15 protein-coding genes and 1 pseudogene are annotated in these 15,938 nt (G+C 37.4%); 14 read left to right on the plus strand and 2 right to left on the minus strand.

The window, feature by feature from the left end:
- The first annotated feature begins 48 nt into the window (after positions 1–48).
- From AC0C45_RS16390 to AC0C45_RS16400, 3 genes and pseudogenes are all read left to right on the plus strand, one after another.
- Positions 49–719, plus strand: a pseudogene (locus AC0C45_RS16390) (HAD family hydrolase).
- Between the two features lie 19 nt (positions 720–738).
- Positions 739–1,200: a GNAT family N-acetyltransferase gene (locus AC0C45_RS16395; protein ID WP_237892424.1), complete on the plus strand. Its 462-nt coding sequence runs from the start codon at positions 739–741 to the stop codon at positions 1,198–1,200.
- A gap of 70 nt (positions 1,201–1,270) precedes the next feature.
- Entirely contained in the window at positions 1,271–1,486 is a 216-nt protein-coding gene (locus AC0C45_RS16400; RefSeq protein ID WP_237892423.1) for a DUF3951 domain-containing protein, read from the plus strand.
- 9 nt (positions 1,487–1,495) lie between these two features.
- On the opposite strand, the gene AC0C45_RS16405 is transcribed toward AC0C45_RS16400, so the two are convergent.
- Positions 1,496–2,251, minus strand: a complete 756-nt coding sequence (locus AC0C45_RS16405) for a hypothetical protein (RefSeq protein ID WP_237892422.1) — start codon at positions 2,249–2,251, stop codon at positions 1,496–1,498.
- 468 nt (positions 2,252–2,719) lie between these two features.
- On the opposite strand from AC0C45_RS16405, the gene abc-f reads away from it, so the two are divergent.
- Complete coding sequence (gene abc-f, locus AC0C45_RS16410) at positions 2,720–4,348, plus strand: ribosomal protection-like ABC-F family protein (protein ID WP_472928262.1); 1,629 nt, start codon at positions 2,720–2,722, stop codon at positions 4,346–4,348.
- Positions 4,349–4,568: 220 nt separating this feature from the next.
- Here abc-f and AC0C45_RS16415 read toward each other — a convergent pair whose 3' ends face one another.
- Positions 4,569–6,701: a GDYXXLXY domain-containing protein gene (locus tag AC0C45_RS16415; RefSeq protein ID WP_047931431.1), complete on the minus strand. Its 2,133-nt coding sequence runs from the start codon at positions 6,699–6,701 to the stop codon at positions 4,569–4,571.
- 336 nt (positions 6,702–7,037) lie between these two features.
- On the opposite strand from AC0C45_RS16415, the gene AC0C45_RS16420 reads away from it, so the two are divergent.
- The 10 genes from AC0C45_RS16420 to AC0C45_RS16465 all read left to right on the plus strand — a co-directional run bounded on the left by AC0C45_RS16420 (position 7,038) and on the right by AC0C45_RS16465 (position 15,937).
- Positions 7,038–7,391, plus strand: coding sequence for a YwqH-like family protein (locus tag AC0C45_RS16420; protein ID WP_016764505.1), 354 nt, complete (start codon positions 7,038–7,040; stop codon positions 7,389–7,391).
- A gap of 6 nt (positions 7,392–7,397) precedes the next feature.
- A complete protein-coding gene (locus tag AC0C45_RS16425; protein ID WP_016764504.1) occupies positions 7,398–7,670 on the plus strand; it encodes a DUF5344 family protein in 273 nt (90 codons plus the stop codon).
- 83 nt (positions 7,671–7,753) lie between these two features.
- Positions 7,754–9,043 (plus strand): HNH endonuclease, encoded by a 1,290-nt coding sequence (locus AC0C45_RS16430; protein ID WP_236691097.1) that lies wholly within the window; start codon positions 7,754–7,756, stop codon positions 9,041–9,043.
- A gap of 15 nt (positions 9,044–9,058) precedes the next feature.
- Positions 9,059–9,499, plus strand: a complete 441-nt coding sequence (locus AC0C45_RS16435) for an SMI1/KNR4 family protein (RefSeq protein ID WP_013057446.1) — start codon at positions 9,059–9,061, stop codon at positions 9,497–9,499.
- A 1,016-nt stretch (positions 9,500–10,515) separates the two neighbouring features.
- Positions 10,516–11,034 (plus strand): CdiA family toxin C-terminal domain-containing protein, encoded by a 519-nt coding sequence (locus tag AC0C45_RS16440; protein WP_233335191.1) that lies wholly within the window; start codon positions 10,516–10,518, stop codon positions 11,032–11,034.
- A gap of 75 nt (positions 11,035–11,109) precedes the next feature.
- Complete coding sequence (cdiI, locus tag AC0C45_RS16445; protein WP_047931433.1) at positions 11,110–11,493, plus strand: ribonuclease toxin immunity protein CdiI; 384 nt, start codon at positions 11,110–11,112, stop codon at positions 11,491–11,493.
- Between the two features lie 197 nt (positions 11,494–11,690).
- A complete protein-coding gene (locus AC0C45_RS16450; RefSeq protein WP_257062279.1) occupies positions 11,691–12,431 on the plus strand; it encodes a DUF4261 domain-containing protein in 741 nt (246 codons plus the stop codon).
- 70 nt (positions 12,432–12,501) lie between these two features.
- A complete protein-coding gene (locus AC0C45_RS16455; protein WP_047931435.1) occupies positions 12,502–12,858 on the plus strand; it encodes an Imm3 family immunity protein in 357 nt (118 codons plus the stop codon).
- 234 nt (positions 12,859–13,092) lie between these two features.
- Positions 13,093–13,689 (plus strand): DUF4352 domain-containing protein, encoded by a 597-nt coding sequence (locus tag AC0C45_RS16460; protein WP_047931436.1) that lies wholly within the window; start codon positions 13,093–13,095, stop codon positions 13,687–13,689.
- A 745-nt stretch (positions 13,690–14,434) separates the two neighbouring features.
- Entirely contained in the window at positions 14,435–15,937 is a 1,503-nt protein-coding gene (locus AC0C45_RS16465) for a malate:quinone oxidoreductase (RefSeq protein WP_472928264.1), read from the plus strand.
- Position 15,938 lies beyond the last annotated feature (1 nt).

The following is a 15,938-nucleotide window of genomic DNA, read 5'->3' on the forward strand; positions in this document are numbered from 1 at the left end:
TATAATTAACCAATCGTTGAATCAAGTTACAGATAAAGGAGGCAAATCATGATTAAAGCCGTTATTTTTGATTTAGATGGGACATTATTAGATCGAGAAAGTTCGTTAAAATGTTTTATTCAAGATCAATACGAGCGATATAGTAAAGAACTAGCACACATACCAAAGCAAGAGTACATATCTAAATTTATTGAGTTAGATCAAAAAGGCTACGTATGGAAAGATAAAGTATACCAGCAGCTTTTGAACGAATATGATCTTTCGAATCTAACATGGGAAGGAATGCTAGCTGATTATCTTCACTATTTTCCAGCTCACTGCGTTCCGTTTTTACATATGGAGGATGTACTAAAAGAGCTAAAGAAAAAGGGCTGTTGCTAGGCATGATCACAAACGGTTTTACGGACTTTCAGTGGATGAATATTAAAGTGCTTGGGATTGATCACTATTTTGATACCATACTTGTTTCCGAACAGGAAGGCATTAAAAAGCCGCATAAAGATATCTTTTTGAGAGCATTAAAAGCGCTTGATGTGTCGGCTGAAGAAAGTGTATATATCGGGGATCATCCAGGAAATGATGTACTTGGCGCAAGGGGGGCGGGCATGCATGCTGTATGGAAAAAAGACGCTTTCTTTGACGGGAATTTTACAGATTCATATGTAATAGAGGATTTAAAAGAGCTGTTGAATGTAATTAATGAGTTTCAAGAGAACTGATGCGAAAAGGAGAAACACAATGAAAACCGAAGTTCGTCTATTGACTGACGAAGATCTTAAAGAAGCAGCAATCATCTATACAAGTGTTTTTAGTGGATCACCGTGGAATGAGCCTTGGAGTATAAACACTGCTTATGCTCGTTTATACGATATCAGTAAAACTCCAGGTTACATAGGGATAGGTTACTTCCACAGTAAAAATAATAAACTCATAGGATTTATAGTAGGAAATGAAGAACAGTGGGCGAACTATAAGACGTTTTATGTAAATGAAATTTGTGTGTTAAGCAACACTCAGCAAACTGGCATAGGAACGAGTCTTTTATCTTTCCTTAACGAGTTACTTATACAAAAAGAAGTGAAAGAAGTCTACGTGTCTACTGAAAGAGGCCAAGGCAAACCAGAACGTTTTTTTGAAAAGAACGGTTTTGTTACTCATGAATCCCGTATACTGATGACAGTGAATGTAGATGAAATATAAGTGGATGGGTGTAGGGGATCCGCTTTGTTATTTCAGGAGGCACGGTTCATAAAGCAGGAGGAAATAATTTATGATTTTTTCGCTACTAGTTTTAGTCGCTATTTTAACGGTGAGTATTCCGCTGATGATTATTATTATTAAAACAGTTTGGCACCGAAAGCTTCCTCGTAATTACTATACGCCGTTTGACTATCTTGCTGCACAAACAGAAGAAGAGTTTCATGAAGAGCAAAATGAACGAGAACTAGAAGAAAAAGAAGGAGATGTTGCACACAGAAAGAGCTAAAGGTCGTTTTCAACTCCTTCTGTTTACAGCCCACTCCTCCACAATTTCCGTAAATTCCCTTAGGTGTTCTTCAAATATTCGTTTTCGATGTCCGTTTGCTCCTGATGGATGTGGAAAGCCAAATAAATACGTATGCTGAGAAAGCGAAGATTCACTTGAAAGTTTTCTTAAAACATTTTCAACTGCTTTTCCTAGCGGAACGATTAAGCACGGATTCTTTATTTCGTTCAATTCCTGTGGAAACACTTCAAAAGCATAGTGTGAAAGAAGTGCTGATCGTTCAATTGGCGGCTGATGACCCGTATAGTTTTTTCCTTTGTAAAACACAGGATACTTTAATACGGACGTTGTATGCAGCATATCTCGCTGTGAAGCAAATAACTCAGAGGCACTGTCCATACCTATCGCTTTTTGAACGCCGCACCTGTCTAACATGTCTATTAAATTTACTCTCATCGTTCCGCTAAAGCTAGCGGCTTTTTTTGTTTCGTACAGTACTTGTTCAAGCGGATGATGATGGGACAGGCTGGAAACGCATTGTTTAAAAGCGGTTTTCATTTGAAACCAGCCTGGTGTGATGCCGGCAATAATAATATGAGCTTCTGGATTTATGTAATCGTTATGGGGTGAGTAGTACATGCTTAGTTCCTTTTCTTGACCGATTAAAAAGTCTTTTTGCAACAGCTGTTCTTTCGTGAAATTCATATTATGTAATTGTTGAAGGGCAGGCAGACATTGTTGAAAATAAGAATGTTGGCTAATCATAGGCTCTCTCTTTCTACAGTATTATTTCTTTTCTAGCTTCTCCACTGCTGAACTATTATATTAAAACGGGTTAAACTGTTATTCATCTCTTTTATCAAATAATAGTAAAGGTGTTGGCGTTCAGCAGTCAAATATTTGTGCGGAGACAGAAGGAAATATCATCCAAATGGATATTGACATTTAAAAAACTTCATCATACACTGTAAGAAGCAAGTCATTTTATACTAAGAAAGGAAAGGTACCGTAGACAATGGATAAGTAATCCTATTTTTTTAGACATTCTTTTAAAACTTTATTTTAAATGAACATTTGTCTAGATAGGATTAGTCTGTACATTTTTAGGTGCCATTTCTATATGTCTTATATGAAGTGATTTCTCCCTTTTTTTACTCTATAAAAAGGGTGCATATTTGCGTATGCCTAATTATGACCTCTAATCCTCTCTAGAAATCCTAGGGAGGTTTTTTTATGTTATTGTTAGAAGCTATAAATATTGAAAAAAGTTATGGAGATCGCCTGCTTTTTCAAGCAGAAATGCTTCAAGTACATCGCGGAGAGCGAATTGGAATTGTTGGGAAAAACGGAGAAGGCAAATCGACGTTGCTTCATATTTTAATGAAAAAAATGAGTCCAGATCAAGGAATTGTTCAAACATATGGCCGTTCCTCACTGATTCCTCAGCTTGATGTTCAACCTACATCGGCCGTTTCTCCTGAGATGAAAAGTCAGTGGAACGTGCCAACTGAAGCGGACTTTCTTAGCGGAGGAGAAGAAACAAGAAAGAAAATTGCAGCTGCTCTTTCATCCGGCGCAGAACTGCTTGCAGCCGATGAGCCGACGAGCCACTTAGATGTAAAAGGCGTAGAAAAATTTGAAGAAGAAATGAAATCTTTTACAGGGAGTCTGCTGCTGATTTCACATGACCGAGAATTATTAAACCGCCTTTGTACGTCTATTTGGGAAGTAGAAGACGGCAAAATTCACTGCTATGAAGGCAATTATCAAGAATATGTGACGCAAAAAAAACACGCGGTTGAAAGACAGCAGTTTGAATATGAACAGTATGTAAAAGAAAAGCAGCGGCTTGAACTCGCCTCTGAAGAAAAAAGCCAAAAATCAAAGTCTCTTAAAAAAGCGCCGAGCCGCATGGGCAATTCTGAAGCGAGACTTCATAAGCGAGCGGTCGGAAAACAAAAAGCGAAGCTAGACAGAAGCGCAAAAGCGATTGAAACAAGAATTGAAAAGCTGGAGAAAAAAGAAAAGCCAAAAGAAATGGAAGAAATTCATTTTGACCTGTCGCAGTTTCACCAAGTACACAGCAAGCAGGTACTGAGCTTTGACAAAGTATCCGCATTAGCTGGTAATCATATCTTGTTTCAAAATCTAAAAGGCGGTGTGAAGCCAGGAGCGAAAGTAGCGATTGTCGGCAAAAACGGTGCCGGAAAATCTACGCTGCTGAATATGATTAAGCAGCGAACAGAAGGTATCACGGTTGCGAAGCCTGTAAAACTCGGCTTTTTCCATCAGCGCCTTGAAAATCTAGATCCCGCTAAAAGCATTTTAGAAAACATTAAAGAAGACAGTCCGTACACCGAACAATTTATTCGTACGGTACTATCACGTTTGCTTTTCAAACGTGAAGACGTGTATAAAAAAGTAGAGATGCTAAGCGGAGGAGAACGAGTGAAAACGGCATTAGCAAAAGTCTTTTTAGGAAATTATAACGTTCTTCTTTTAGATGAACCGACCAACTATCTTGATCTTCATACAAAAGAAGCGCTTCAAGAAGTGTTAAAAGCTTATCCAGGGACGATTTTATTTGTGACGCACGACCGCTATTTTGTTAAAAAGCTTGCGACGCATGTTTTGACGTTAAAACAGTCCAAAGCGGAGCTCGCGGCGATTGAAGACACGGGTAAAAGCAAAAAAGCGTCACAGCAGCAAAGTGAAGCGGAGAAACTTGCGCTTCAATTAGAATTAACAAAAGTGATTAGCGAGCTTTCTATCACGCCAGAAGGAAAAGAAAAGCAGCAGCTTGAAAAAAGATATGAAGAGCTGTTAGAAAAAAGAAAACGATTAAATGGAAAAGAAGGATAATATCACTTCGCCTAACAATGAATAAATGATGTTACTGAACATCAAAAGCGTATTGAAGGAAGAATAACGGATATGAATGTAAACGGAACGCCCAAAAGAATAAAATGGATTGGCTATGGAATCATTATTTTCTTTGTGATTCTTATTTTAACGATGACCATCGGCGTATTTATCAATTAAAACAAAAAACAGCCGCTTCAATGTTGAAGCGACTGCTTTTTTATTTGCCTACTTTTGTAACGATCGCATCTCCATTTTTTCCAACGCGTACAGTAGCAAAACGAGCTTCGCTTTCCACTTTGCTGCCGGTTCCTTCTGGAATAAAGTAATGCTCAATTCCGTACTGAATTCCCCAGTCGTGATAGCTGCCCGTAATCACAACGTCTTTTTCTTTAGAAACATACGGCTTATTCCAGTCATCATCCTCTTGGTAGATTTTTGCGTATTCATACACACCTTGTTTGTTAGGGCGAAGAACGAGCTTCACTTTTTCTCCGTCTTTCACATGAGGTAAGGTAACGTGCGCAATGTCGTAATTTAGCTCAACGTAATCGCCTTGCAGCAGCGAGCGCGGATCGATCGGCTGTAAAGCGAGCTTAATTTCTTTTCCGTTTTGAAGAAGCACTTCGTTTTTAGTGAAAATGCCGCCCAGCATAATAAGCTGAACAAGAATGATGATCCATACAGCGGTTCGGCTGCGGTCAAGAAACGACGGCTGTGGCTGATCAGGCGTTGACAGGTCCCATTTTCTGCTTAGGAAAAGAAAGATCAGACCTAAAATAACGAGCACAAGTGATTTATTAAATAAATCCCACACAAAGTCGTAATATTTCATCGCTAAAAAAACAAACCAGAAAATCATGCCGACAATAAAATCATATTTTGGCTCTTTTCGTACCGTCACAAATAAAAGGACAGTTGAAATTACAAAAAACACCGTGCAGTAAATAATATTTAAAAAAGACGGTTCGCTTAATTCAGTCAGCGACAGTAAAAAGATAAAAGCAAGAAGCAGCGCTGCTTTTTTAAACGCGTGGTGTACGTTTATCGCGTACACAGCGGCATTTAATAGAAACAAAGCGAGCAGCACATAATCTATTTTGATAGTGTCATAGTAAGCAGTCGGAACCTTTATTAACAGAAGCCCTTGCACTAGCACAAAAAGCAGCATGCGAACGGGCGTATGCTTTGTGAATACTAAAAGCGCTACAAGTGCGATGACGTAGATAAAAAACAGAATGTCGTTCACAAAAAAAGAAGCGCCGCCGCTAATTAATACGCCCATCATTAAAAGCGTATATTTTACCGTTGGAATATCTGCTTTAATTAAATAACATGCCACAATCAGCAAAACGCCAATCACAAGCATTCCGTTTGTTGGGTACGTTCCTGTAATAAGTGTGACAAGTCCTCCTAAAGAGCTGCTGCCGATCACCGATGCAATGGCCGTAATCCCAATCACTGCTATTCGTTTGATTACGCGGAGCGAGGTTTTTTGTGCTGATGTGTTAGCAGTGAGCCATTTGACAAACCACACGCTTGCACCAATAAATAAAATCACGAATCCTAAAGCTAAGAACAGTGACCATTCAGCATAGTGTTTAAAAATAAAAGAGAAAAACTGTTCAATAACAAATAAAGCAAATGCCACAATGGAAATCCCTAAAAACGGCCTTTGCGGCTCCACTTTTGAAAAATAAAAAAAGGAGCTTAGTAAGAACAGCAAATAAAAAATAATAAGACCAATCCGTAAGCTAGAGCTACCTATGAAATCCGGCAGGGAAACAGTTAAAAAAATGTAGTGAAACAAACAAAACGCCGCATACATGATCACAGGAGACGAGCGCTGTTTCTTTTTTATGATCCAAAAGATGAGTAAGTTCACAAACGCCATTCCTGCGTAAAGTAAAAGCGTCTCATGTTCGCCTCGCTGTGAAACTGCGCCGGTTGGTGAAATAAAAAAAGCCATGGTGAATTGAAATAAAACAAACGATAACACGTAAAACGGCTGATACTTTGTAAAAAAGCTAAACAAAATAACCGGCACAAGCCAAATTAAAAACAGCCAGTACGATTCAGCGTGCGTGTTGTAAATTTGAGAAAGAAGCGCGATGCTTAATCCAAATGAAAGAGCGCCGGCCAAAAGCGTCCAGTGACTTAAAAACGCCTGCTGAGGAAGCAGCTTTCGCACCGCAAACGCACTTCCGTAAAACAGCAGCATCAGCCCCACGCTCAGCGCAATTTTAGTGTAACGGTCAAAGCCTTGCCAGTTCGATGCAAAGAAATATAAAATGCCGGACAAAACAAGAGCCAACCCCAGTAAATAACCGAGTCTTACGAGCTTTTCTCTCATACTCAACCTCCTCTTTATATTATGTATATACTAGCGCATGTTTAAATATTTGGAAATAGAAAGAATGAATGCGTTTTAACAAAAAAATTGTGTAAAAAGGCCTTTTAGTGGCATGGAAATAACACACGAAGTAGTCCAAAAATCTTGATAAATTGTCAATGGTAAGATAGTTTTGGTTATTTTATCCTGAAGAGTGGGTATTGAACTAAAAACCTACATTATTCCCAAAAAATATAAGAAAACGTGCCGATGTGCTCTCTTTCGTTATTTGATAAGCTATAAAAGGGGATTACTGTAAGAAGATCCAAGAGATAGATATAAAGGAAGTGTCATCATATGAATGAGATGTTTGTTGCTCATCTGTATACCCAAGTGAAGCAGGCACATGAAGATATCCAGCAGCTTACGGCTAGTAAAAACACGTTAACGGAAGTCAAAGGCGAGCTTGAACGTGCAAAGGAAAAGGTAAAAGAACCAGAGCTCACTTCCGCCACTTGGTCAGGCAGCCTTGCTGTTGGGTTTGAAGACATCCGCACTGCTATGTTAGATGAATACGATGATTTGCTGACCCGTCAGCTGACGGATGCCCTTACGACAATTGAAGCAAAAATTACGGCGCTTCAATCGGATATACAAGGGATGGAACGCGCCATTAAAATGCAAGAAGACGAAGCAAAAGATAAGGTGTGATGCAATATGGCAGACGAAATTAAAGTAATAGATGGTGAAATTAATAGAACGCTTAGTGACCTAAGCGCTGCTGCGCAGCAGTTTCAGCCGCTTTTTCCGTTTCACGTAGGAAGCGGACAAGAACTAGCGGTGCTCGATGAATTAAACCAGTTGAACCAGCAGCTTCAAACGTTAATTGTGGACTACAAGCAAACGCTCCTCGATGATTTGAACGCCACCAAAAAATCCGTGCAGTCCATAAAAGAAGCAGATGAAAAAGCTGCAAACGCCGCTAAATAATGTTCATATTTTATATAAAGCTATCAAAAACAACCTTTCAACCAGCATAGATTTGGCATTCAAATAAAGTTGAGGGAATGCTTATGCAGTCGGTGATGAGTCAGGGTCAGGTTAGAGATGTGACACCTGAAAAAACTGCTGAATCCTTTGACTTTACAGAAATCTGCGAGAACCCTGCGGCTAAAAAAGAAGAAACCGGTATAAAAGCTGTAGTCAAGGACGTAGGAGAAGGTGCTATAACTTTAGCAAAAGGTACAGTTACGGGTACTAAAGGCGTAGCACAAGACATTTGGGCCGGTATGGGAGAGAGAGCAGATAAACGGTACAACTCCTTGTATGACTTTGGAAACTATATAACGATGGGCGGATTTGATGGCGCTGTTTCCTTCAAAGAGGGGTTGAATGAACGAGGAGAAAAATCGTTTGATTCACCGTATGACTTTGTCAATCACGCAACGATGGGACTCTTAGATGTAGGGCAGCAGGCACTTAATCCGGACAAACCTCTTTCAAAAGAGCACTGGGAAAACAGCATGTTTCTGTTTGCGAGTGTCATTGGAGGAGCGAAACCCGCAGGAGCGGTAAAATCCGTTCCAAAAGTAACAAACGTTCCGCGTGTACCTGCACATAAAGCAACCAAAACATTAAGCGATATGCGAAATGCCGTCAGCCCAAAAGCAGCAAGCAATTGGTCGAAGAAGGTGTATGAACCTGTTCAGAAGCAGCTTCAACCTTTACTAGATGCTGAGATACCGACTTTACGTCCTCAACCTCAACTGGTAGGGATAGGAGAGGCGTTACCTGGAAAGACCTTTGGTGAAGCGTTACATGGGTTAACGACGTATAAGATTGGACGTGTTTCAAAAGGGCAGTCGAATGCGTTGGAGAAAGTGGAAAAGCCTGGTGGTAAGGCGAATGTTGAAGGGGCTTATGATCAGGAGGCTGTTGCTAGGGGTACGGGTAAAAATTCAGAAATAGTGAAGTTTACAGAGGAACAATTATCTACTAAACCCCTATATTCTAGAGATCCTGAAAAATGGCAGAAAAAAGGTGGGAAAATCGAAATTGGCGAGGAAGGAATATGGACTTATATTGATTGGGATATTCCTCCAAATCAAGTTTCTTATCCTGGAGGTTTTCCGGACTTTAAATCTGCTGGGTTGGTAAGACAAGAAGTTCCGATAGGTGAATTTAATAGATATGACATTGATTTTGCTAAGGCTGATGAATTAGCTCCAAATGGACCGAAATTAGATGAAAACACGTGGCACCATCATCAAGATTTAACAACAATGCAAGAAGTTAATAAAGAGATGCACAGAAGATTTCGACATATGGGTGGAATGTCATTAGCTAAGAAGTTAAAAGATTAAATGGGAGTGAAATAAATGAATTTAAATGCTTTTGGTAAAGCAACTGAAGAATCGATTGAAGAATTAGAAGAGTTTTTGGGATTTTTACTTCCGGAAGATTATAAAAAATTTTTAAGTGAATATAACGGGGGGACTTCGAAAGTTAGGTATAGTAAATTTTTTGTTAAAGAATTAAATCAGGAAATCCCTTTAGATGTCTTGTATGGTATAGGTGTAAAAAGAACTTTTGATTTAAGTGAATGCTATGAAGAGTTTGAAGAAGATATGTTACCGAATAGTTTAATAATAGGAGATGATCCAGGTTCAGGATTAATTGTACTTATTACAGATACTGAAAACCATGGTGTATATTATTGGGATCACTCTTTTTATTTTCCGCAGTCTAGTGAAGAAGAAAATACGTATAAAATAGCTGATAGCTTTAAGGGTTTTATTAATGGATTGAAGAATCCTTAGTTACCAAATTTTATATGTTGTAATTAATAATTTAAGAGATTAAGCAAATATACGAAATGGATTACAGTGACTTTATAAATGCTAAAACTATAATTTACATAGGAGAACGCCAAAAAATGTGGTTTGTAGTCAAAGATAACAAATATAGGTGGGTGAGTAGAAAATAAAGTGTATTTGCAGTCGAAAGAAAAAGAGTAGACTATTAAAAAGTGCATACTCCATGATGGTTGTACCATCATGGAGTATGATGTGCAATGATAGAATAGAAAAAGAAGTACGAGATTAGGCGAGATGACGTTTTACGGGGTGATGAATATAAACAAACACATAGAATGGGCATGAAATTAATGAACTCGTACAAACTAGTAAGTTTTGATGTAATACTGTTACTATAACACTTACAAATTTATGCTACTTAAAAACATATGAACTTAAAGCACTTGATTGTCTACGGTAGGCAACACGTGCTTTTATTATTAGATTACATACAATATAGGATATAGGTAAGATTGCTAATTTTTAAAGAAAATAGAAGAAAATGATAAGTATTACCTTGATTTATTAGTAGATTGGAAATTTAACGAATATATTATTTATTCCTTGATTGGCTAAACCCTTTCAAGGTTTTTTTATAAAGTTGGATTTGATAAAAAGGTATCCGAAGAAGAATAGATATAGTGATCAAGAAGTAATGAGAGTAGCTAACTAGGAGTAAGTCTGGATTTAACTAACCTTGACAAGAAAAGAAAAACAAGGGAACGTGATAAAGGAAGTAGGTCTTGAACAAATGATTTAGCCCAAAAGCAGCAAGCAATTAGTCAGAAAAGGTATATGAACCGTTTCAAAAGCAGATCAAACCTTTACTAGATGCGGAGATATCGACTTTACGTCCTCAACCTCAACTGGTAGGGATAGGAAAGGCTTTACCTGGAAAGACCTTTGGTGAAGCGTTAAATGGGTTAACGACGTATAAGATAGGGAATGTTTCGAAAGGTCAGTCCAAAGCGTTGGAGAAAGTGGAGGAGTCGGGTAGTAAGGGGAATGTTAAGTGGGCCAATGATCAGGGGGCTGTCGCTAAGGGTACGGGTAATCTTAAATTTAAAGAAGGCTACTATGTTGAACATACAATAGGACCAGTTGAAAAGTTTACTGAACGTAATGGTATTAGTGGTGGACATAATTATGATGAGTTTAAAAATTATTTTAATAGTAATTCTAACAAATATGAGTTAGGACCTGTTGTTAAAAAGGAACATCCAGATATAGATGGAATTTTTGATATAGAATATAAAGTAAAATATGAAAAAATGGATTATACAGGAAAAAACGGGACTGGTGAATACAAAGTAATACCTAATAGAGATAAAATGTATAAAAAGACAGTGTATGATCCAAAAATTATTTCAAATGATGAAATAATAGATTTTAGCAAAAAGGCAATGGAAGAGGGTTTAAACAATAAAAGAGAAATTCCACTATTAAAACAAAAGAAGATAAAAATACAAGGACAAACAGACTATAATGGAAAAAATTGAAATTTGAAGGTATTATGAATTCAGAAACTGGAGAAATAGAGAATGCTTATCCAGTAGTAGAATGGGTGGATTAGTATGAACGTATATAAAGAATTTATTGAGATAATGAAACAGAACAATTTAAATAAAGAGGCAGTTATTGATGTTTTGAATATATATGTAAATGGACGTAACTTTTTACAACACTTAGAAGATTTTAAAAATAAAGAGGGAGAGCGTCGGGAATATAATGGAGTTATTTATTCAGATGAATATGAACAAGATGATGAGGAGTATTTTGGACAAAATAAAGTTTTATTTTATTCTGGTGATGGTGATGATGACTATGATATTGTGAATTATGACGAACTGTATCAGTATTTAAGTGCTGCATGTGAATTTTATATAGGGAAAAATTCTGAAAAGAAAGAGATTATTGAAGAGTTGTTGATGAAAATTAAAGGCAAATATGCTTATTAAATAAATGAGAGTAAAAGCACTTCTGAATAAATCCAGAAGTGCTTTTTTCTTGAAAACTATAAAAATCATTAGACAAATTACAAAAGAGCCTCGAAAAACTAAAAGAAGAATCTATGCATGCTATTCAAATTAAGCAAATTGAGCTATTGTTGAAGAACAGCTAGCAATAAATTAATTTATTATAAGTGGGTGAGAGCGTGGAAAATAACTCGAAAATTATTTTGGGAATACCGGGCATATGGCAGGATAGACAAGCATTTAAAGAAAAATTTAATGAAAGTCAACAAGAGTTTGTATACCTAGGGGAACATCATATAGGTAAATTACAGACACCTAAATATTTGTATCAAATAGAATTTGTTGACGAACATATTCCTTATGTAGCTGAAGCGTTTGAGCTTGGTGGAAATGGATCGTTTACAAAGGGTGATATTGAAACTCTTCAAAGTCACCGTAGTATGGTGTATATTCTTGCAGAAGGTGGATCACTTGAGCAAGTTATTGAAATTATGAGTGTCGCAAAGGCAGTTCTTCAATCGGGCGGTTTAGCAGTGAACGTTGAGTCATCTGGAAAGGCCACTACCAAAGATAATTGGATAGAATACGTTAACAATGGTACAGAGAACAGAGCATTTGCTGCTTTCGTTCAAATGTCCAGAGAAGAAGATGTGTTTTACACCTGTGGTATGCATAATTTCGGCTATAAAGATTTACTAACATCTACATCTAATACCAATCCAGCTGAAACAGTAGAGTTATTTCAAACCTTTTGCCTATATACGTTGATCGACAATCCCATATTTAATAGTGGAGAAACATTTAGTGTCGACCCTAAAGCTCCTGTTTTTCAATTAAGGGCAGAATCGTGTGTGCTGTTTGAAAGTGATGATCCTTTTTATAACCCTTATGGGGTTTGGCGGTTAAATAAAATAAGCTAGTCATTTAAAGGACAAGGTTGAAAAACTTTGTCCTTTAAGCGTTAATCGGAGATAAAGGAGGAGTAATACTATGAAAGATTGGGAGTATAATGAAATATTTGATGCAATTCAGGAGACGTATGAAGAGTTGTTAGATGAAGGCAGAGGGTATAGATATGCTATAGCAAAACTAGCGGATGAATTTGATAACTTAGGCAAGGTAGAAGATTTTATTGCGGACACTGCTATTGGAGAAATTGCAATCACCCATGAGCAAGTTTTCGTTGGGCACATTAGAGGTATAACAGGAAGGTTAGGGAAATTTAACCCAAAAGAAGCGCAAAACGAGCTAACATTAGACGAAATAAAAGATTTATTGCCACGAATGAATAAAGTAATAGAAGGACTAAAGCATGTAAAAGCCGATCATAACCCTTCAGTGGAATAATAACATTACTTAAGTACGTGATGATGAATGGCAATTTGCTAAGGTATATGAGTACTGCTATTGTCTAATGAATGAGTTTTGAGCAGAAGGTCCTTATTTAATGCATAGAACAGTTGTAATATATTTACTTTTGACAGATTGTTAGTATTTGGTATATCTTATTTTTGGATCAAGAGTTACGTAGATTTAACTCTTTATACATAAAATACTAATTGAAAGAAGGAAGAACCCATAATGAGTAAGGAAAAATGGTTAATAGGAGCAAGTACATGCTTCCTAGTATTAGGGCTTGCGGCTTGTTCGAGCGGAGAATCAGAAAAGGCCAGTGGAAATGAGAAACACTCAGCTGAGTCATCAGAAAAGAAATCGGACGATAAAGAGCTAAATGTTGATGCGAAGTTTGATAAAGAAAAAACGGATAAATTATACAATACGGTCACCAAAAAATTAGGTGAAACTGCTAATGTTGATGATTTTACGATTACAGTAGACTCTCCACAAGTCGTACCGGATGATGATTTATCTAAAAACAAAAACGGACAGTTTATCAAAATGAATATTACGATTGAGAATAAAGGAAAGAAAAATCATAAAATAAGTGAGCTACTTCATTTTGATATTCAAAAAGGAGACACTCAATACTTTTCTACGGTTGTTTCTGGTGCCACAGAGAATCATTTGAACGGAAACATTTCACCAGGAGAAAAACAAAGCGGTATTGCAACGTTTGATATACCAAAAGAAGGAGATTTTAAGTTTGAATTTAGCGGTTTTAGTAAAAATCGTGGTATTTGGACGTTTACACAAGATGATATTCAACCAGCTCAATAAGAAACAAAACAAGTCACGTGCTAATCGTGGCTTGTTTTGATTAAACTCAGCAACAACCATGGCTCATAAATAAAGTAATTAAACAAATTTAAAATGAAAGGAGCATGTAAATTACTGTTAAGTATGTTCTATGTAAAAGTCAACATACATGTTAGGTTTTATAACATAAATTTCTGAATAATCATTTACTTATTCACTTATTTCATGGTATGTTATATGACATAGATGTTGTAACTTGCAATATGGGCTGAAAATTAGGCATTGCAATATATACTTATTTTTCTAAAAATGCACCAGGACGAGCTGGTGCTCTATACATATATACGTCTACGTATAACTAGTCAAAAAGAATGAAGGCTTTTCTATTTCTAGTGCTGTTTGTTCGTTCGAGTGAGTATAGTTATAGTAGGTGAAATTTTCAAGGCAGTTATTTTGGTTTTTAAGCTGAATTTTTGGAATAGTTTGTTATTTTATTAATCAATGCTTTGCCACTTAGAAGTAGGTATAAAAGTTTCCTAATAAAAGAAAATGCAGAGGGAATTTAATAAGTTTTTTAGAATTTGTGGGCGATTTTCTCACTTTTTTATCATTTTTGAATAGTTTATAATCATCAGACAATTATACTGTGATATAGTTATAAGTGAGACAGAAAAAGGTGTGTTCTTAGGTCGCACCTGAATTTTTTTACTACGTAAGCAGGAGCGCCTACATCTTTTTACAAATATAGGGGATGAGGAAGGTTATAATGAGCAACGTACAGAAAAAAACAGACGTTATCTTAATTGGTGCCGGAGTCATGAGCGCAACTTTGGGATCATTACTCAAAGAGTTAGCACCTGAATGGGACATTAAAGTATTTGAAAAACTCGCAGACGCAGGGGAAGAAAGCTCAAACGAATGGAATAATGCAGGGACGGGCCATTCTGCGCTGTGCGAACTAAACTATACATCAGAAAAAGCTGATGGATCTATAGATATAACAAAAGCGATCCGAATTAACGAGCAGTTTCAGCTATCAAGACAGTTTTGGTCTTATCTGGTAAGCAGCAAGTTGATTCGCAATCCGCAAGATTTTATCATGCCAATTCCGCATATGAGTTTGGTACAAGGGGAAAAAAATGTATCGTTTCTGAAAAAGCGTTTTGAAGCGCTGTCAAACAATCCGTTGTTTCAAGGAATGGAGTATTCCGACAGTCCTGACAAACTAAAAGAATGGATTCCGTTAATCATGAAGGGGCGCACGTCAAATGAACCGATTGCCGCAACTAAAATTGATTCGGGAACAGACGTAAACTTTGGTGCTTTAACACGCATGTTGTTTGACCACCTGAAGAATAAAGGGGTTCACGTTCATTACAAACGAAGTGTAAAAGATATTAAACGTAAAAGTGACGGTATGTGGGAAGTAAAAGTCGCAGATGTAGACAGCGGCAAAGTTGAGTACCACACGGCAAAGTTCATCTTTATCGGTGGTGGAGGCGGAAGCTTGCCTTTACTTCAAAAAACAGGTATTCCTGAATCCAAGCATATTGGAGGCTTCCCGGTAAGCGGATTATTTATGGTATGCAATAACCCTGAAGTGATTGCGCAGCACCACGGGAAAGTATACGGAAAAGCCAAAGTCGGAGCTCCGCCAATGTCAGTTCCGCACCTTGATACACGCTATATTGACAACAAAAAGACGCTGTTTTTTGGCCCGTTTGCCGGCTTTTCACCGAAATTCTTAAAAACTGGTTCAAACTTGGACTTAATCAGTTCTGTAAAGCCGAATAATATTTTAACCATGCTAGCAGCAGGCGTCAAAGAAATGGCGTTAACAAAATATTTAATTCAGCAAGTGCTGTTATCAAATGAAAAACGTGTAGAAGAACTGCGTGAGTTTATCCCGAACGCGAAAAGCGAAGACTGGGATATCGTGGTAGCAGGCCAGCGTGTGCAGGTAATCAAAGACACGGAAGCCGGTGGGAAAGGAACGCTTCAGTTTGGTACAGAAGTTGTAAGTGCCGCTGATGGTTCTGTTGCTGCACTTCTTGGCGCTTCTCCTGGTGCGTCAACGGCCGTTCACGTTATGCTAGAAGTATTGGAAAAATGCTTCCCAGAAAACATGAACAAGTGGGAGCCAAAAATAAAAGAAATGATTCCTTCTTATGGCATGTCGTTAGTTGATCATCCAGACTTCTTTAACGAAATTCATGCGTCTACTTCACAGACGCTTGGTTTAATTAAAAAAGAGTCCGTTTATAGCTAAA

It is taken from the genome of Priestia sp. VA7, assembly GCF_055710015.1.